The sequence below is a fragment of the Catenovulum agarivorans DS-2 genome, from assembly GCF_000568405.1.
Lineage (GTDB): Bacteria > Pseudomonadota > Gammaproteobacteria > Enterobacterales > Alteromonadaceae > Catenovulum > Catenovulum agarivorans_A.
This window is the reverse complement of sequence record NZ_ARZY01000003.1, coordinates 153127-171989: the sequence shown is the minus strand read 5'-3', so window position 1 is coordinate 171989 and position 18863 is coordinate 153127. Positions and strand designations below refer to the sequence as shown.

Annotated in this window: 20 protein-coding genes; 12 read left to right on the top strand and 8 right to left on the bottom strand. The window is 40.8% G+C overall.

Annotated features, from left to right (window positions below; genetic code table 11):
* Nucleotides 1–183: 183 nt before the first annotated feature.
* The 3 genes from DS2_RS03165 to DS2_RS03155 all read left to right on the top strand — a co-directional run bounded on the left by DS2_RS03165 (nucleotide 184) and on the right by DS2_RS03155 (nucleotide 2486).
* Complete coding sequence (locus tag DS2_RS03165; RefSeq protein WP_051479575.1) at nucleotides 184–426, top strand: (2Fe-2S)-binding protein; 243 nt, start codon at nucleotides 184–186, stop codon at nucleotides 424–426.
* A gap of 143 nt (nucleotides 427–569) precedes the next feature.
* Nucleotides 570–1499, top strand: a complete 930-nt coding sequence (locus DS2_RS03160; RefSeq protein ID WP_035013163.1) for a hypothetical protein — start codon at nucleotides 570–572, stop codon at nucleotides 1497–1499.
* An 81-nt stretch (nucleotides 1500–1580) separates the two neighbouring features.
* Nucleotides 1581–2486 (top strand): hypothetical protein, encoded by a 906-nt coding sequence (locus DS2_RS03155; protein WP_035013162.1) that lies wholly within the window; start codon nucleotides 1581–1583, stop codon nucleotides 2484–2486.
* Between the two features lie 75 nt (nucleotides 2487–2561).
* On the opposite strand, the gene DS2_RS03150 is transcribed toward DS2_RS03155, so the two are convergent.
* The 4 genes from DS2_RS03150 to DS2_RS03135 all read right to left on the bottom strand — a co-directional run bounded on the left by DS2_RS03150 (nucleotide 2562) and on the right by DS2_RS03135 (nucleotide 7249).
* Nucleotides 2562–2963 carry a DUF2721 domain-containing protein gene (locus DS2_RS03150; protein WP_081754164.1) on the bottom strand — a complete coding sequence of 134 codons (402 nt, stop codon included), beginning with the start codon at nucleotides 2961–2963 and terminating at the stop codon, nucleotides 2562–2564.
* Between the two features lie 124 nt (nucleotides 2964–3087).
* Nucleotides 3088–5751: an ATP-binding protein gene (locus tag DS2_RS19615; RefSeq protein ID WP_051479574.1), complete on the bottom strand. Its 2664-nt coding sequence runs from the start codon at nucleotides 5749–5751 to the stop codon at nucleotides 3088–3090.
* Between the two features lie 205 nt (nucleotides 5752–5956).
* Nucleotides 5957–6391 (bottom strand): inner membrane protein YiaA, encoded by a 435-nt coding sequence (gene yiaA, locus DS2_RS03140; RefSeq protein WP_035013161.1) that lies wholly within the window; start codon nucleotides 6389–6391, stop codon nucleotides 5957–5959.
* A 126-nt stretch (nucleotides 6392–6517) separates the two neighbouring features.
* Entirely contained in the window at nucleotides 6518–7249 is a 732-nt protein-coding gene (locus DS2_RS03135; RefSeq protein ID WP_035013160.1) for a helix-turn-helix domain-containing protein, read from the bottom strand.
* Between the two features lie 163 nt (nucleotides 7250–7412).
* Here DS2_RS03135 and DS2_RS19610 point away from each other — a divergent pair, with 163 nt between their 5' ends.
* Together DS2_RS19610 and DS2_RS03125 are read left to right on the top strand one after the other, a co-directional pair.
* The gene (locus tag DS2_RS19610) at nucleotides 7413–7814 is read left to right on the top strand and encodes a hypothetical protein (RefSeq protein WP_051479573.1); all 402 of its coding nucleotides are present in this window, start codon (nucleotides 7413–7415) and stop codon (nucleotides 7812–7814) included.
* A gap of 80 nt (nucleotides 7815–7894) precedes the next feature.
* Entirely contained in the window at nucleotides 7895–8698 is an 804-nt protein-coding gene (locus DS2_RS03125; RefSeq protein WP_051479572.1) for a DUF2145 domain-containing protein, read from the top strand.
* Between the two features lie 64 nt (nucleotides 8699–8762).
* Here the strand turns inward: DS2_RS03125 and DS2_RS19605 are convergent, their stop codons facing one another.
* On the bottom strand, nucleotides 8763–10229 hold the full coding sequence (locus DS2_RS19605; protein WP_051479571.1) for a S8 family serine peptidase: 1467 nt from the start codon (nucleotides 10227–10229) through the stop codon (nucleotides 8763–8765).
* Nucleotides 10230–10419: 190 nt separating this feature from the next.
* On the opposite strand from DS2_RS19605, the gene DS2_RS03115 reads away from it, so the two are divergent.
* The 4 genes from DS2_RS03115 (at nucleotide 10420) to DS2_RS03100 (ending at nucleotide 12745) form a co-directional block, all read left to right on the top strand.
* On the top strand, nucleotides 10420–10914 hold the full coding sequence (locus DS2_RS03115) for an RNA polymerase sigma factor (RefSeq protein ID WP_035013159.1): 495 nt from the start codon (nucleotides 10420–10422) through the stop codon (nucleotides 10912–10914).
* On the top strand, nucleotides 10911–11684 hold the full coding sequence (locus DS2_RS03110) for an anti-sigma factor family protein (RefSeq protein WP_035013158.1): 774 nt from the start codon (nucleotides 10911–10913) through the stop codon (nucleotides 11682–11684). Before DS2_RS03115 ends, DS2_RS03110 begins: the two co-directional genes overlap by 4 nt.
* A 222-nt stretch (nucleotides 11685–11906) precedes the next feature.
* Nucleotides 11907–12443 carry a CC0125/CC1285 family lipoprotein gene (locus DS2_RS03105; RefSeq protein ID WP_035013157.1) on the top strand — a complete coding sequence of 179 codons (537 nt, stop codon included), beginning with the start codon at nucleotides 11907–11909 and terminating at the stop codon, nucleotides 12441–12443.
* A gap of 59 nt (nucleotides 12444–12502) precedes the next feature.
* Nucleotides 12503–12745 (top strand): Rho-binding antiterminator, encoded by a 243-nt coding sequence (locus DS2_RS03100; RefSeq protein WP_035013156.1) that lies wholly within the window; start codon nucleotides 12503–12505, stop codon nucleotides 12743–12745.
* Nucleotides 12746–12799: 54 nt separating this feature from the next.
* On the opposite strand, the gene DS2_RS03095 is transcribed toward DS2_RS03100, so the two are convergent.
* Nucleotides 12800–14446, bottom strand: coding sequence for a GGDEF domain-containing protein (locus DS2_RS03095; protein ID WP_035013155.1), 1647 nt, complete (start codon nucleotides 14444–14446; stop codon nucleotides 12800–12802).
* 45 nt (nucleotides 14447–14491) lie between these two features.
* Complete coding sequence (locus tag DS2_RS03090) at nucleotides 14492–15358, bottom strand: LysR family transcriptional regulator (RefSeq protein WP_235188534.1); 867 nt, start codon at nucleotides 15356–15358, stop codon at nucleotides 14492–14494.
* 89 nt (nucleotides 15359–15447) lie between these two features.
* On the opposite strand from DS2_RS03090, the gene DS2_RS03085 reads away from it, so the two are divergent.
* Genes DS2_RS03085 through DS2_RS03075 form a run of 3 tightly spaced genes read left to right on the top strand, consistent with a single transcriptional unit; the run spans nucleotide 15448 to nucleotide 16661 of the window.
* Nucleotides 15448–15828, top strand: coding sequence for a nuclear transport factor 2 family protein (locus DS2_RS03085; RefSeq protein ID WP_035013154.1), 381 nt, complete (start codon nucleotides 15448–15450; stop codon nucleotides 15826–15828).
* Nucleotides 15828–16034, top strand: coding sequence for a tautomerase family protein (locus DS2_RS03080; protein ID WP_035013153.1), 207 nt, complete (start codon nucleotides 15828–15830; stop codon nucleotides 16032–16034). Before DS2_RS03085 ends, DS2_RS03080 begins: the two co-directional genes overlap by 1 nt.
* A gap of 9 nt (nucleotides 16035–16043) precedes the next feature.
* A complete protein-coding gene (locus DS2_RS03075; protein WP_051479569.1) occupies nucleotides 16044–16661 on the top strand; it encodes a glutathione S-transferase family protein in 618 nt (205 codons plus the stop codon).
* Nucleotides 16662–16725: 64 nt separating this feature from the next.
* Here DS2_RS03075 and DS2_RS03070 read toward each other — a convergent pair whose 3' ends face one another.
* On the bottom strand, nucleotides 16726–18861 hold the full coding sequence (locus DS2_RS03070) for a TonB-dependent receptor (protein WP_035013152.1): 2136 nt from the start codon (nucleotides 18859–18861) through the stop codon (nucleotides 16726–16728).
* Between the last annotated feature and the right edge of the window lie 2 nt (nucleotides 18862–18863).

The following is an 18863-nucleotide window of genomic DNA, read 5'->3' as shown; positions in this document are numbered from 1 at the left end:
TTTTGAAAAACATGCTGCAAATGGGCTTGATAGCAACAACACTAACAGCAACCAGAACCGCACTCCGAGGTCTAGTGCACGGTCGCATGGAAATTCCGCAACACACAACAAATACCCCGAAAACAAATTTCCCATATACTGATATAATGGCGCAGTTCACCTTAACCAATGCGACGTATTCCCATGAGTTTTATCGTAAAAAATCCGCTCGACAAACTACCCGACATTCTAAAAAAAGATCTCGACAGCAACCTATGTGTCTGTAACGAAGTCAACAAAATGGAAATCATCGAAACCATAGCGGATGGCGCAGACACACTAGAAGCTGTCAGACGAAAAACATACGCAACCGATGGTTCAGGCTGCTGCAAACGCGATGTATCAAGGCTTATAGAATGTATCCATGGAATAGATTTAGGCTTGTAACTCACAACAGAATGTGAACCAATGCTCAATTTATTTTAACCTGAAAATATTTTCGGAATAAACCTTCGAGCCCAATCGTTACCTTAGTGAATCTGATGCAAAAACGCATCAATGTTTAAAATGAGTTCACTAGGAGAACGATTATGTTTAACTTAAAAAAATCTGCAATCTTAACTATCTGTGCTTTAACTTCTGCGACTGCAGCTGCGAACACTCACATTGATGCTGATGTGCAGTTTGAGCAATCAACTTCTGCTAGCTACTCAGCAAATATGCCAAACTCAGCTGATGCAGAAAACACAGCACAAGCTGAAGCGACAGCGGAACAATCAACTCAAGCGGATGCAAATGTAAACGCCCAAACAGATACCTCAACAGAACAACAAGTTGATGGTTCAACTGAAACAGATCCTGTCGCAAACTCTGAAACGGAGACTGAAACTTCACCGTCTGAATCAACTGAGACAGCCAGCACGAATAATCAAACTGAGTCGAACTCAAGTGCTGAATCAAACACTCAGTCAAACGCACAAGGTTCAGTAACCGCCAACAATGATACTGAAGCTAGCGAACAAGCGGTGAGTAACTCTCAAGCAGAAATCAATAAACAATTGACCGCGGGGATCAATAAAACGCTTGAATACACCCAAGGTGCAGCGGCCAATATTGCACTAGCCGTCGATGGAAATGTGCAACAAGCATCTGACGTTGCCGGAGCAGTGAGCAACAGCATAGAACAAAGCATTGATACAGTGGTAAACGCTAATGTGGTTGGCAACGTGTCGGAAAGTGTTTCAGGTGCGATTGATTCAACAATTGATGGTGCTGTGTCTGGCACAGTCACTGGCGCAATTGAAAGTAGCCTTGATAGTGCATTAGCTCAATCACTCGATTTTGACCAACAAATTAGCGAGTCAATTTCTAGCTCGGTTGAATCTACCGCACAAGCAACTGCAGAGCAATCTGTTGAACAAAGTGTCGAAAGCGAAATTGCCTCTAATATTGACGAGCAAGTAGGCACAGCGTTAGAGCTCGCAGCTGAAAACAGCTTAGACGCACTAGCTGACCTGTAATATCAATTTTAATCTCCTCGAGTAGTGGCAAGGACGCCACATTTCCATTTATAGCCAAAGTATTTACAAGAGGTCATTGTTATGTACCGAGTCGCAACCACAATATTAGCTTTTTTATCACCTAGTTTAATGGCTGACAATCACATCCAATTTTCCACTGAAGCTGGTTTGCAACATGACAGCCAATTAACCATCGCAGAACTCGATGGCACAGCGTCAAATCAAAGTGATCATGCACTCATGTTAAAAGCGAAATTGAAAGGCCAATTTGACATAACAGAGGTAAGTCAAGTTTCAGCTGGTTTGCAGTGGAGCCGCAAAGACTACCAATCTACACAAAGCTATGATACCGAACTTAAACAATTCAACTTGGCGGGAAAATGGTTATTTGATTCAGTAAGATTAGGTGCTCGTTACGACTTTGCCGACGTTGAGCTTGCCAATACCCCATTATTAGACATGCAAATGCTAACACTAGATATCGGCTCAATGTTTGGCAAAAAAACGTACCTAAGATTATCGAGTACAATCAAAAACAAAGATTTTTCAGAACTGAGTGAGCGTAACGCCAACGCCCTTGCATTTGGCTTAGATGCATTTTATTTTATAAATTTGAATCATCACTTAGCATTAAGTTTGACGCAAGAAAACGAAACGGCAAATAATGAAAGGTTTGATTACAGCCAGCATAAAATGCGTAGCAGTTATACCTATAAGTTTTCCAGCTTTGGTGAAACGGCACAACTACAATTACACTATCAATGGTTAGAAAAAAATTACCATCATTACCCGATCAATAATGTTCAAGGCGAACCAGTCGCGGTACGCAGCGATAATAACCAAGCCGCAGGTATTGAGTGGCAACAACCTTTTGCGGGCTATTTAACCTTCATCAGCAACATTGAATACAGAGATAATCAATCAAACTTAACCAGCGCCGACTATTCAGAAACACTCGCGCAAGTCAGAGTAAAACTCAGTTTTTAGTTGGATATCGGCGGAAGTGCTGCAATACCGAGATAACGTCAAGGTATCGTATGCTCCGCCCACACTTGGGGTAAATCAGCTGCCTCGTTTACCCAAGTTTTCTAACTGGACATTTAACGCATAGCCGCTAATGTAGATTTCAACAAAACAAATTAGCAACGACACCACCAGCGTAACTAAACTTGCCGCGAATAATAGCCCCCCAACCGCAAGATAGTTGGTGATGTTACACAGCATAGACAAAGTACACAGTAGAAACGATACAACCCCCCAAAGTTGCTTGTGGCGAATTAACCGAATGCGTAAACGCAAATGCTTAATTTGCGCGAACATTGAGTCGTCATGCGTTTCTTCATATTGCTGCGACAACGAGCGGGTTAACCCTGCGATGACAATAAACCGGTTAGTATAGGCAAGCAACAGTAAAGAAATAGCTGGGAAAAGTAACAATGGGCTGGTGATATCTATCTGTGACATTTAAAAACCTTTTGAAGCTTCGTTCCCTATTGGCTCCAGTAAAACAATCACTCGCAAATAAAACAAGTCGATTATTATCACTTTTGCTTATAATAAAGATTTGCCCTATAGGCTGTGATATTGGTTACACCAGATATTGTTTGAGTAAGGCATATAAATCTTTTATATCTATCGGTTTACTCAAATGTGCAACAAACCCTTGAGCTAAATAAGCTTTAACATCTTCTAGCATTACATTCGCAGTGAAAGCAACAATAGGTAAGTCAGGGTGCGTTTTATGAATTTGCTGAAAGGCTTCAACCCCATCCATCTCCGGCATATGGATGTCCATTAAAATTAGATCAAACGAACTGTCAGCTACAGACTCAACTGCCAACAAACCATTTTCGACCATTACAAATTCAGCCTGGGTTGGTAGCAACATTCCTTCAATAACAGCTTGGTTGATCATATTGTCTTCCGCTACCAAAATACGTTTACCTGGTAACAGTGGGATATGACTCGCTACAGGCGCTTGTGTGCTATCGGAAAGATCGGCTTGAGGAAGTGGTAAAATAACCTGGATATTTGTGCCTTTGCCTTCTTCACTGTGCACTTTTATGCTGCCGCCCATCATTTTAACCAAATTGACTGTGATAGACATGCCTAAACCAGAGCCACCAAATTTACGTGTTGTTGAAATATCGGCTTGCTCAAAGCGCTCAAACATACGACCTTGCGCCTCTTTACTCATACCTATGCCAGTGTCGGTCACCCTAAACTCAATCGCTTGTTTACCTGTAACACGCGCAGCATTTAGCTGAACAACGACTTCCCCTTCAGTGGTAAATTTAACCGCATTTGATACTAAATTCAGGAGAATCTGTTTGACCCTGACTAAATCACCGACCCAGCCATCCACAAAATTGTCACTGACCTTCACAATAAGGGCAATTCCTTTGCTAACTGCGACTTCTTCTAGGTCATAGTGCACTGAATTAACGACCTCTAACGCGGAAAAAGGCGCCTGCTCCAACGTTAGTTTATTCTCTTCAATTTTAGAATAATCCAAAATATCGTTAATTATAGTCACTAAACTTTTGGCTGAATATGATGCATTCGACAATAAATTCTTAGCACTTTCGTCACTAACGTGCTCATCCAATAACTGCAAACCACCCAATATCGCGTTCATCGGCGTTCTTATCTCATGGCTCATATTGGCTAAAAATTGGCTTTTTGCTTCATTAGCAGCTTCAGCCTTTTGTTTTGCTACTAACAGCTCTTTTTCATTCTCTTTCAATTGCGAAATATCTTGCACAACTGACCAAATATAATCCACACCATCTGTATTTATTTTTACCCCATGCAATAAAACTGGATAACAATGACCATTTTTATGAATATATTCCTTTTCATACGGGCCATATCGACCAGTCTGATTCATTGATTGCAACTGCTGATGTTCTTGTGGTTGGTATTTTTTAGGCGTGAGTTGCCAATAATCCAGAGTATTCAGCTCTTCGATACTATAGCCAGTAAATCGACTAAACTCTGCGTTTACAAATATAAATGCGCCATCACTCAACCTGTTTATAGCAATACCAACATGCACAAGATTGACAAATTGTTCAAATTTATGCTGTTCATGCTCTAATTTTTTTATTACATGTTGCAACTCAGCGGTTTTAGCAGCCACTTCGCTTGCTAAATCTTTGTTGTGTTTAATGAGCTTTTCAGCCATTGAATCCAAAGCGTGTGCCAATTGACCTAACTCGTCATTTGGATAGCTTTGCATGCGCCGAGTAAAATGACCTTGACTACTTTCAACCGCCACTTTTGTTATATCTATCACAGGTCGAGTTATTTTGTGCGCGAGTACCAGTGACACAAAAAATACAATAAGTACAAGAAATACAATTAAAAATAGAATTAAATTAGTCAGTTCATCGTTGTAATTGAGCACCTCCTCTTGGTCCATTTTAACCACAATGCGAATGTCCAATTCTGGCAAATACCGGCTAATCGCAAACACAGCTTTTCCTCGGTAATCTTGCGCCGAGATAACTGGCTCAGGCATGTTGAAGTCGCCTTTATTGTCAAACATGTTTGCAGAGTGTGATGGCTTAAAACTTAGCGGAAATTGAGCAAATCTATGTGGGGTAAAAAACAAAACATTGCCGTTTTTTGCTACAGTCGACATCAATACCTCCCCGGTTTCTCCCAATCCAGTATAGTCTTGCAGGAAATGCTCCAGGCCAGTCGTACTAACCTGCATAGCAACGACACCTAATATCTGCCTATTTAGCTCAAGCGGAGCTGAAAAAATAAAGCTAGGAACAGCCACTTCAACTTCATTAACCAACAAGGTACTTGTCGGTTGCAGTTTGCCTTGAGTAAACAATTTATGCTGAGCAAAAGACTGGCCCTCAAGTTTACCTTGAGCTGTGGTCACTACTTTGCCTGTTAGATCGATAATAAAAATATCTTCAACCGAATGGGATTGATTAACTGCATCAACGATAATTCTATTTATCAGTTGTAAATCTTTGGGTTGGTTATGCTTTTGGTAATTTGCCAAAGAACGTCTCAGTTGCGTACGACTTTTGACTAAGTTCAACTTCTCAAAATTGTTGTCGACAAAACTGACCATTCTTTGCTGTTGCAGGTTGCTAATGGCGAGCAATTGTTCTGATGCTAAGTTTTTCACCAACTTTTGTGAATTGGTGTAATAAACAGATGTAATAAGTGCATGGCTTGCAAAAACGAGCAACAACAATATCAGCAAGATTTTGTATTTAATACTCATCGCAATCCTTTATATTTAGGGGCACATAACTTTAGCACATTCAACCAGACACCACAGTCAAAGCGACATCCACTAAGTTTAGCTTAAAACAAAATAATGTCAGCTTTTACCCAAGCGAATCAAATAGACATTCCCGATATCGCCAAGCATCACTATAGGTAACTTAATTGCAGGGTACAAGTACCCTGCGTAATTCAATTTCGCTTTAGTTTGATTGCTCTAGCTCGGTGACTTCATCCACCAGCAAGTTATCTCGAATATTTTTCTGCACTGTCACTGCGGCAAATAAGCTTAAAACAAAACTCATGGCGAAAAAGCCTTTTTCACTGAGTGCTAACGGTGCATTAAACAAACCTATCGTCATTAACAGCAATACTATACCTACCGAAGCCCAACAAATAATGTTGTACACTTTTGAAACTGGCATGCCTTCGATTTTATCGCGCACTGACTTTTGCACAGACACAAAGGCGAATAATCCGTACAACAAAATAATCAAAAAATAGCCTTTTTCATTTAGCTGTAAATCAGCATTAATTAAGCCAATTGAATAACTGACACTACCCAACAACAAGGCAACGATAGAGGCTAATTTATACGCTGATGTAGGTTTAGTAACTTGAGTGATTGAATTTGTCATAATTGATTTCCTTTAAATTAATTAAACCTCGTTTAGGTGGTTTAAAGGTAATTCAACCAACAAAATAATAAACCAAAATGGCAATAGTCTTGTTTTACACAACCTAAAGTTTATTTTTTTAATACCTTACCTACGTAACTTAGCAAACTGAGGTAACTCCCACGGCCGCATCGCCATTAATAAACCTATATGTTTGCGTTGTGATAAAGGTAATTGCGCATCTTCTTGATTAAGTAGAGCCACTTCTTTGGTCACTTGGTTAAGTTTGCGTTGAATGGTCACAATTGAAGCGTCCGAGTAACTGCCTCGTAGATAAAATCGAAAACAATCTGCACCTTCAAAATTAGTTTGCATAAATTGGGTTAATACTTGCTGTTGCATAAAACGCTCTAAAGGGCCTTTTTTACGCCAACGAAAATCTTGTGCAATTAACAATTTGTATTGGTTGTTTGGCAATAGCTGGATCATTTTTAACTTATCCAACTTAGCCATCAATCGAGTACATTCAAACCTGTCTATTTGATAATGTTCAATGATTTCAGCGTAACTCCAACCATCTCGCACACACACGGCAACCAGCAATAACTTTAAATCATCCACCAATTGTTGCTCTTGCTCTTCGGTTAATTCAGTTAGCTGGTCTTGTTGTTTTTCTGCCAATAAAAACAAGTCAGACAGATTGATGTTCATCACATGACAAACTTGCTCAAGCCTTTCTAAAGTGAATGTTTGCGTAGAGAAAACCCGTTTTACATTGGCTTCGCTCATATCCAAGTGTTTGGCCAATTCTTTATAAGTGATTTTATGCTGTTTTAATAAAGCTTTAAGTGTATTAGTAATGTGCTTAATTTGGCTCATTGTTATTTACAGTCCCTTGTTTAAGCATAAAGGTATTAAATTAATAGACCAAAAGTAGCTCATTTCTACACATTAAGCAAAGGTGTTTACCATTTTGCTACACAAGACTAATTTCTCTTCGTCACCACACATATTGTTGGCAAAACCGAAGAGGAATTTCACAATGTTAAAGTTTAACAAATTTATTCAAACAAGCTTAATTACAACATCTCTATTGTTCGCCGGCCAAGCCGCAGCACTTGGTTCGCAACAAGGCCCGTCACAACATACTAGCCAAGCAAGTAAACACAGTGCACAAGCTGTTGGTCATTCAACTGTCGCTGGCATGCAAGTGGTTAGCGCCGCAGTTGCTGTGCCTGTAGTTGCAGTTGGTGCATCGGTTGTTGTGACCGCCATTACCACAGATGCAGTAGTTAAAGAAATTACCACTGATGTTTCCAAAGCTATGTCGGATGAAATGGGTTTGCATATCAGTGACAAAGTAGTCACCCAACAAGGCAAAGTCGCTAAAAATGAGCTGCCACCCTCACCGAAAAAAGCCATGCAGCAAACAACAACTAATTAATCCCAGAGCTAAACAAATAGTCACAAGCTGCCCTAGTCGTTTATAGCGCAGTTACAAGCACAAAATTAAAGGAAAAAATTATGCAACAGTTTAAAAAATTACTTGCTCAGTTAGCTTTATTCACGACGATAGCCACCACCTTATTAATCAGTGGTTTTAGTTTTGCAGGCAGCACACAAACAGGTGAAGCTCAATTTAGCCCTGAAGAAATCACTGAGTTTGCCAAATCCGTTGAAAAATACGCAGCAGCTAAAAATGCGCGTGCATTTATTATCGCTCGAGTTGGTCAACCAGCAGAAAATTTGCCAAAAGGCATAGAATTTACCCATACAGCTGTGGCGATTTATTCACAAATCACTTTGGAAGATGGCGAAGTTGCCTTTGGGTATGCGATCCACAACCTTTATCAAAACGCAGGTGACGCTGACAGCAGCCAATTAGTGGTTGACTATCCAACCGACTTTTTCTGGCAAGTACATCAACTTAAAGCTGGTATTTTAATTCCAACACCAGAGTTACAACAAAAATTAATCGAGCTGGTTGCACGCAATGATCATGCAAAATTTCACAACCCCAAATACTCGTTAATTGCTAACCCGTTCAATTCGAAATATCAAAACTGTACTGAGTTTACTTTGGATATGATTAACAGTGCGATTTATCAAACAACGGATGTAGCAGAGCTAAAAGCTGCCAGCCTAGCGCATTTTACTCCGCAGCCAGTGCAACATAGCCGCTTTAAATTGTGGTTAGGCCGAGCGTTTGTTGATGGTGTGCATTTAAGCGATCACAAGGGTAAAGCAAAAACCGCTACCTTTAGCCGCATAAAAACTTACTTGGAAGAAAACGCTTTGTTAGCGCATGCAATTAGCTACCAGCTGTAACAAAAGCGCATTAACCAGCGCTATCCAAGATTGACGATAGCGCTGTTATTTGCCCGACCATTATTTATCCTCTGCCAATATAACCATAACCAAAAACCGTATCCTTTCCTGGCTCACCTAAATCAGCCGCTTGGTTGCGCAACCTTAATTTAGCTTCTAAGCCCAAAGTGGGTTTATCATTAATTAAACAGGCTATATGTGCCGCTACAATTGGCGCAGCGAACGAAGTACCACTTTGGCGGATAACCTGTTGTTTATCGGCCAGTACCGGCATATCCACACCCAGTGCGGCAAAATCAACTTGTTGACCACGCACTGCCCAGCGATATATTTTTTGATTTTTTTGCACTGCGGTTACACCAATAACCTCTGGATAAGCAGCTGGATATAACGGGGCTGATGCAGGTCCGGCATTACCAACCGCAGCAACTATCACCACAGGTTTAGCCGCTACTTTTTTAATTGCCCGTTGCAATAACGCATTATCCGGCCCAGTTAGGCTCATATTAATCACCTTCACATTTTGCTCAGTCAACCAATTTAACCCACGGATTAAACTTAACATGGTTGCACCTTGGCTACCGTCGGGCCTTTGATAGAAAGCAGAGGCATTCACCACCTGCGCATTTGGCAACTGGGCAAAAGCATGATCTTTACTCATCCAAATACCCGCCACCCCAGTACCATGTGCCATTGCTGGGGTCAAACCGCCCTCAGTAAAATCTTGTTGGGTTATCTTGTTAGCTGGTAGTTGTGGGTGATTCAGCTCGATTGCTGAATCCAACATGCCTAATTTTAGCGGCTGCTGACACACTGCTTTGTTTGGTACTTGCTGAGTATTGGCTGCCGGTGATCTCCCCTCAGCTTGTAGCTGGTAAATAAAATTACGCTCAAGGGTCAGCTGTTGTATCACATCCACAGGCATATTCAGTAGTTGTGCTAAAAATGCCTGCTGCTCGGCAAGACTTGCATCTTGGTTCAGTTGTTTGCTTGCTGCTGGTGTGGTGCGCAAGCGGATAATTTGCATGTCCAGCGCTGCTAAGTTTTCAATAGAAAATTGCTCTATGGCGGTTAGCTTATTTGCCTGTTGCAGCTGTTGTTGCCATTTCTTTTGCACTTGTTCTGTGTCTAGCTGAATTAACCACTCGTTTGCCACTGCCAATTGCTGCGGCGGGTATACAGCTTCGTCAAAAACCTTTCTACCTTGTGCATCAACAATAGTAAAAGTTTGCTGAAGATTATTGCTAATACCTGCCAATAAAATATTTTCTGATTCAGCGGCGAGTTCAATAGGATCAAGCAAAGGTTGTAGTTTTTCTGGTAACTGAGCAGGCAACTGCTCTGGTAATTCAACCAGTTTGTCCGCACTTTTATCAGCTTGTTGTAAAACCTGCTCAAGCCGCTGCTCAGCTGTTTCAGTTGATTGCTCAACAACATCTGTTACTTGCTCAAGTACATCTGCAGCGGCCCATTGAGTAGTAAAACTCAGCACAAGTAATAACCCTGCATTTAATCGAATAAATTTAACCATTTCACACACTCGTTGATTACAACCCTTCTAATATTAAGCTAACGTTTAAAAGGCATTATTTATTCCCATATAAAGTAAAAATACGACATCAAAAAAACAGTACGAAATAAAATTTAATTTTTTTTGGAATAAATTTTCTGCTGATACGTTATCTAAATAACAGTTTAACAAAAACGAGGCATAAGCCAGTATGCAACAACAGATTATTAGAATTGTGCCACAACTTAGGCGGTTTGCTTTTGCTCTAACAGGCAACCATGCCGACGCCGACGATTTGTTGCAAAACACCATCGAGAAGTTATTGCGCCAAGCCCCTGAAGGTGACGAGCAAGACTTAACTAAATGGGCGTTTAGAGTTTGTAAAAACTTATGGATTGATGAATATCGCTCGCGCAAAGTACGCAGCCAAGCGACAACTCAACCTGAGTTAACCGACAATCAAACAGTGGATGGTGAACATGCCATTCAGAGCGAAATTGCCCTCAATCAAGTAAATCAGGCGATGGATAAATTACCCGATGATCAGCGCAGTTTAATTGCTTTAATTGCGCTTGAAGGTAAATCGTACAAAGAAGCCGCTGCGGCACTAGATTTACCAATGGGCACAGTAATGAGCCGCTTGGCTCGCGCCCGCAGTGCATTAGCAGAATATTTAAAAGTGACTCCACAGGAGACAAACGCATGAAGATCACCGATGAAAAACTTTCAGCCTTTTTAGATGCTCAACTAGCTGAAAATGAAATGGCGGAAATTCGTCAGCAAATAGCCGACGACGAACAAATTGCTATGCGTTTAGCTGAGTTGAGTATGGTGGATGAACAAATTAGAGCGACCTATAGCCAAATTGATGATCAGCCATTGCCACAAGGGTTAAATGACTTATTGGCACAGCCAAGCGCAACAAGCCAAGCTGAGTCAAATGTAGTTGAAATGGCTAGCTGGAAAAAACCAGTTAAGCAGTTGAGTCAGTTTTTATCTGAACATGCTGCACAAGCTGCCAGTGTTGCGTTAGTAGCGGGTGTGATGTTAGGTGTATTTAGTCAAACTCAAACGTCATTACCCACTGCAACTGATAATTGGCAACAACAAGCAGCGGTGTTAGAAAACAGTATATCGGGCAATGCTTTTAGTTTGGATGACGGCAGCACACTAACCCCTGAGTTAACTTTTATTAACTACAGTCAACAAGTTTGCCGCCAATATAAAGTTTCATCTACAGCTGGTGAGATTAGTAAACACATAGCCTGTAAGGGTGGTGATAACTGGCAAAAAGTTGCAAGTTTTTACCCTGAAACAGCGACTAATGAATATCAAACTGCGTCTGGTACTGCATCGTCAAGCAATGTCGGAGCAGAGCAGTTAATGCAGCAAAGCATTGATGCGATGATCAGCAGCGACTTTTTAATGCCGCAGCAGGAGCAATCGCTTAAACAAAAAAAATGGCAAGTGAAGTAAATTGCAGGTGAGAAACTCGCAGATACCAATTTGCCAATAAATGTATAGGAACAATAATTTAGAGCTCGGAGTATACATCCTTAGAGCCATAATCTTCGCAAAAACGCTGCAAGTACGTCCTTGTAAGCTTGGACTTTTCATCCCTGAAAAGTACATTTTGCTCTAGATTATTGCCTCTACGTATGCATCAAGTTTAGGTAATTTTGATTTAAAGAGGTACACATGATGAACAGCTTAAACAGACTAGTATTAACTTTAATCAGTGTTATTTTAATTTCGGCGTGTGCCAGCCAACCGGCATATCGTCCGGCAAAAGATAACGGGTTTGGCTATAAAGAAGTCAAACTAACTCAAGACAAGTATCGCGTGCATTTTAAACACCGCAGCGACGACAGAGCACAGGCGATGAACTTAGCGTTATTGCGTGCTGCTGAGATAACTAAACTAAACGATTATGACTGGTTTGTCGTAACCAACCGCGAAACCATAATCGACAAAGAAAGAGTCAGCCCTCAAAGTGGTGTATCTGTTGGTCGCAACCATAATGTTTACCGCGAATGTGGATTACTTGGCTGTCGAACACGCAGTGAACCAACCACCAGTGTTGGTGTAAACATGAGTTTTGGTGATAGAGATAAAAGTGAAATTGAAAGCATACTCGAAGTTAAACTTGGCAAAGGCGAATTGCCGGATAACGACCAAGCGTATTTAGCCAGCGAGTTATACAATAATTTGATGCCGTTAACTAAAGACGAATAAAATCAGTAACCTACCAAGGTAACCCGCCAAGCGCGGGTTATCTTTTTTGAGAAATAGCCATGATAAGTTGCAGTGACTACGACTATATAGAAATAGTCTGTTTATTTAACTACCCGATCCAACTGACGCTAAAGAACGGTGACTGCATTATAGGCACAGCATTAGATACCGCCCGCAATGACGCCCGCGAAGAATGTATCAAACTGAATGTTGCAGGCAAAGACACGTTAGTGGTCTTGGACTTGATAGCTAAGTTACGGGTAACAGTGGATAATCCACATTTTGTTGAAGTGGCGTTTTAAGCTTGTCGGACACTAGTGCGAGTCTAAGTTAACTCGCATAATGAAAAACCAACTCTAAACTTCACTAGTCGCTTGCGCTTTATGTTGCGATTTTACTTCATACATACGGCTATCAGCGATAGATAAGCATTGAGAAGCAGATTTGCCTTCTTCACTAGTTGCTATGCCATAACTAATACCAGAAGCAGGCCAGCGTTGTTTTACTTGGATATTTATTTCCTGCAAGCGCTTTTCTATATTCCACTTTAAACTGACTAGGTCATTACCTTGGTTTACTTCGCACAACCCAATAAATTCGTCACCACCAGTACGAAACACTTGACCTAAATCAGCTAATTGTTGTTGCATTAAATCGGCGACATAAATTAAAAACTGGTCCCCTTGCGCATGACCTAACTGGTCGTTTAATTGTTTTATGCTGTCACAATCAATAAATACCACTAAATATTTGTTTTGCAGATCTGCCAACTTTTCATTTAATAACAGGCGGTTGCCAACGCCCGTTAATGCGTCAAATCTAGACTGGTGCATTACATGGTTAAACTCTTGCTGTTTTAACCTTAGCCACTCTGACAACGACATAACAATACATACACAATCTATCGATAAAGCCAGCATCACTACAAGCTCTGGTGATGGACCATCAAAGGCGGTAAAGTGTGACAGCATGTAATAAACCAGCGACAAGCTATACACTAGGTTTCCAGTGAAAAAGTACTTTGCTCTAAAGTCTTGCAAACTCAGCATTTTGTAACCAACAAACAAACTGACCCATACCCAAATACTTGCAAGTAGATGCGATAAATAAAACACCCAGGTAAAAGGTAAAAACAGCATCCCCACCCCCAACAGCAATGCTATATTTGCGTAGTACACCAGCAAACGGTTTTTTATTGGTTTTAATCGATTAAAGTTAAACAAGTAGTAAGCAAAGTAACTAGCGCAACCTATCGCGAATGGAAATAAATACATACCTGCATAACTAGTATTCACTGGCGACATTGGGTAAATAATTTGCCCAAGTCCTGCTGCCATTGCCCAACCTAAACCATGTAAACCAACATAACCAAAACAAAAAGCCGCAACCTTATAACGCGTTTTTATAAACAAAATCAGCGCCATTATTGCCAACATCAACATCACGGTTATAGTGACAATAGACAGTGAGTTGACCACAAACGAGCTCGCTATAAATTGGCTTTCAGGCACAACTGCAATATGCGCAGGTGTTGGATAATGCTTAGCCTTTATATATATCCATAAGTTACCTGTACTCGGTTTTTTTAAGGTTAATTTAAATGCTTGCCCATGCATCAAGACTACAGACTGTGGTTGCTGAAACTGCGAGAAGTCGGCTAGCTGTTTAATATTGCCCAATTCGTCTTGCCAATACGCATGGCCTTGGTCTACAAAATTGGCCACCGGCATTACATACCAATTGCCAGCTTGCATGGCTGTAATAGGTAATTTAGCTAGCGCGGCGCCGCTACGGCCTAATAAAGAAGAGATTGCATTTGAAGATTGATTATATTGCTTAATTAACTGGGTAATATCAGGGGTTTTGTTGTCATCAACCAAGTGCCAAAGCGCGTCATCTTGTATCACTCGTTTTTCAGATGTTAGTTCATGCGCATTCACTGAAAAAACAGCAAACCAGCAGCTAACTATGAGTAATATCGATTTTATGAATAAGTTCTTCATGTTTTAAATTCCGTTAGCCAGCTATCAGTATAGCCCAACTACTCCCTAATTTGACCATTCCCCCGCAAACAAAGGAATATATTCAGATAAAACTTGCTGCAAATACCGCCGACACGTTTGAATTCTTGCCGTGTGGCGTAAATCAACATGGTTTAAAATCCATACGCCCCAATTAGATCTTGGTAACAGATTCGGCAAACGTTCAATATCATTGTTTTGCATCACATCTGGCATAAAACACGGCATTCTGGCAAGGCCAAAACCAGCAGCAACCGCAGTATACATAGATTGCAAATCATCTACTTGCATAACCACCTCAGGCTTAAGCAGTTGCGAGGCCCAATGTGGTATGCCTTTATCGCGCTGCCAAACAATTAACGGCGTGCCCTTTTGCACATCCAAATCTTTATGTTTATAAAACCCATGTTGCATGGTTGTGACACGGCTGCCAATTAAATATTCAGGTGGTGTTTCAGTAAAACGTACGGCTAAGTCAGCCTCACGATTTGCCATATTGCGCAGCCCTTTTGATACTTGTAAATTCAGCCGAATTTCCGGGTAATTAAGCGTGAATTGGCGTAAAGGTTTTGCCAATACATGATCAAATAGCTCATGTGGCATAGTTAAATTTATTTCCCCTGCCAACCTTGCATCTTGCCCAAGTAAAACGCGTGATGCCGCTAAATTAGCCAGCTGCATTTGCTCTGCCAATTCAAACACCGAAGCGCCCGCATCAGTCATTTGATAGCCAGTTTGTGTGCGCTCTAATAGCTTAACCCCATGGGCGCTTTCTAAAGCTTGTATTCGCCGAGATACAGTTGAGTGATTAACACCTAACTTTGCCGCGGCTTGCGAAAAACTGCCATATTCCACCACATGTAAAAAATACCTAAAGTCATCCCAACTGTGCATATTTGCAAACCCACTGTGCATTTTCTGTGAATTTATCAACAAACCTGTGCTATGTACACTGCTAATCAAATCACCACAGGAGTTAAACAATGGATTCAGCTCAACCAGCAATTAAGCAAGTATTACAAATATATTTTGATGCTTTGTACCACAGTGATGTCGGTTTATTAAACCAAGTGTTTCACCCACAGGCAAAGTACGTCACAGCAAGCTCAGGCGAATTGATTAATTTAGCCATGCCTGATTATTTTTCGATAGTCGAACAACGTATTTCCCCTGCAAGCAAACAACAAACTCGTACAGACAAAATATTACAGATAGATGTTGTTAGCGACTGTACAGCATTAGCCAAAGTTCAATGCAGCATTGCCCCCAAACACTTTGTCGATTTGCTTAGCTTAATCAAGCTTGATGGACGCTGGCAAATTATCAGCAAAGTATTCCACTACCAAATAGATAAGGAGTCATGATGCCAATTGTTACCATTCAAGTGACAGATGAAGGCGTGAGCAAAGCGCAAAAAGCTGAATTGATTAAACGTTCAACTGAAATGCTCAGCCAAGTATTAGATAAAGATCCACAAACCACCTTTGTTGTAATTGAAGAAGTTAACTTAGACAACTGGGGTGTTGCAGGGTTACCCGCATTAGCTTTTAGAGAAAAATTTAATAAATAGGAGAAAACTATGTATACCTTGTACTCTATGCCCGGTACTTGCTCAACCGCCATTCATACTTTACTTAACCAGTTAGAGCGGCCAGTTAAAATTATACCTTTTGATCAAGTTAATAATTATCATCAAATAGCCCCAACCAAACAGGTGCCCGCACTGCAAGACGGCGATACAATTTTAACCGAGGGCGCAGCAATCGTTTTATATTTATTGGAAAAACACGGCATTAATTTGGATGACTGGGGAGATAAACAGCAATTTTATTATTGGCTAATGTTTTGTTATGCAACTCTACATCCTGCTTACAGTAAGTTATTTGCGAGCATGACTAAAATGCCAGACTCGGACGCAAGAAATGACTTTTATCAAAATATGGCTGAGCGTATTTCCGAGTTATGGCAAATAGTGGATAGACAGCTTGCCAACAATGATTACCTAGTTGGCGATAAACTTTCGGTTATGGATTATCTAATTGCCATATACGCCAACTGGGGCAATGTATTCCCTGAGCTTTCATTTAAATTGGGCGATAATGTAATTCAACACGTCGAGAAAATAGCCCAGTTACCAGAGTTTAAGTTGGCTTACCAACGTGAAGGCGCGATTCACTCGATTCCGCTAAATTCTTAAAAATATGCAAAAACATAAAAAGTCGCTTTGGCGACTTTTTATGTTTAGCTTTGGGACTGACTAATTAAAATTTATACTCCACACCAAAGTTAACCGTTGTGCCCAAACCTTTAACATTATACCCACCATAGGTATATGATTGAGCCCTAGCAGAGAAGTAGTCTTGGTTAAACAGGTTTTCCACTCCCATAAAAACCGACAAATTAGCACTTACCTGATATTGGCTTGATAAATGTGTCACTTGGTAGCTTTCTACAGGGCGCTGATCAACCGTATAGTTACCTTCAGCATTCGCTTCAAAACGGTCCCTATCACCGACATACAAATGGTTTAAGCTGACTGATAAATCATTAGTTGGACGCCAATTTAAACTTACAGTTGCTTTTGGCGGAGCTATTGCTTGGCTGCCTAAGTAGACGTCTGCTTCAGTGTTTTTCCCTTCAACATAACTGTATGTAGCAACCAATTGCAACGAGTCATGCAATTGTGCATCGACCAAGGCTTCATAGCCCCAAATGCGCTGTGGAGCACGTACAGGCATATAAATACCCGTTTTTTCATCATAGCTATTAGTAGTACCTAATTCAGAAGTGCTGCGGTAAGCCGCAACTTCGAATCTTAAATCTGCATTCACATTTGATGTAAAACCCACCTCGTAGTTATCGATAATCGACGCTTCGGTGCGAATATCAGCTATATCTGTCACTGTCGCACTACGCAATAAACGACCGATATCAGAAATGTCAGCGCCTTGCGAGTAGCTAAAAAATGGTTGGAAATAAGGTGTATATTTAAGCTTAACCCCTGCATTATAGGTGGTTGCGTCGTATTCTAACGTATCACCTTTGACAGCAAATTCCTCTGAGCAAGTGGAACCATTTCGGCATAAAACCAAAGTTTTATAATCATCCACGGCTAAATCGATATTGTCTTGACGCACACCTAATTTAACAACGACTGCGTCATCAAATACCCATTTCGATTGCACAAAACTAGCTAGGTTTTGCATGTCCATTTCTGGTACCCAGATTCGCCCGTCAACTAAAGGTTGTGAAGTCACATCTCTTAGCGCATCCACACCATAAATTAAGGTTACATCAGCACCTGCCAGCTCAAACATTGAGTTGAAAGTAGCACGAGCTCCGGTTTTGTTGGATTTAATAACAGATTGGCCACCATCATAACCTTCAGAAGGGTTTGCCAGCGAGGTTGAAAAGAAAAAGACGTTCTCAATGTTCTGTTTGTAAAAGTCGACGGTCAATTGGGTATTGTGAAAAATATTGTTGTCGGTGTATTTTATTGTGAAGTTAGTATTGCCTTCAGGACCTTGAGGTTTGCCACGTTTTTGCTGTTCTTTAGGAACATGTATTGCGTAAGTTTTTTCACCTTTATTAATATCGCCAACAACATCACCTAAATCGGTTTTTTGTTGCGAGCTATAAAAGTTGTAACTCATTTGCAGCGATTTATCTTGGTCAAATTGGTATGCCAATCGAGAGAAATAGTTTTGGGTAACAGAGTCAGACATACCGTATTGAAGACCTAAAATATCGCCTTCGGCGTCACGTTGAACCCCATTTTCTTCATAACTAGCTGTAACCAAATAACTGAATTTATCTAAAGTGCCATGCAACGCACCTTCAATCCGGCCTCCGGCACTTTCTTCCAACTTAACCGCACTAAAGCGGCTTGATAAGCTGACCTGACCTGCAACTTGCTCTTTACTGGCTTTTTTAGTGATGTAGTTAATAATACCGCCAGCGGCACCGTTGCCAAAGATTGAGGTTGCACCTTTGATAATTTCAATGCGTTCAATTGCACTTGGATCAAGCGTTTTAACACCTAATGAACCATTGCGCAAAGGCGTTGACTGAGGGACACCATCAATCATAACCAAGGGTTTTCTTCCTCGTAAAGTTTGCCCAGTGTTACTTGAACTTCCTGTATCAGGTGCCATACCAGGTACGTACATTGACAGCAAACTTTGCAATTCTGGTGATACTTTTAAATGCTGTTGGATTTTCTCTGAGCTAATCACAGTAATTGAAGCAGGTACTTCGTCAATACTTTCAATAACACGACTTCCGGTCACTATGATATTTTCCATATTAGCCAGTTCGTCATTGGCTATAGCTTGACTAGGTAAACTAACGGCTGCGGCAACAGCCAAACTAACAAGTGAAAGTGGTGTATGTTTCATAA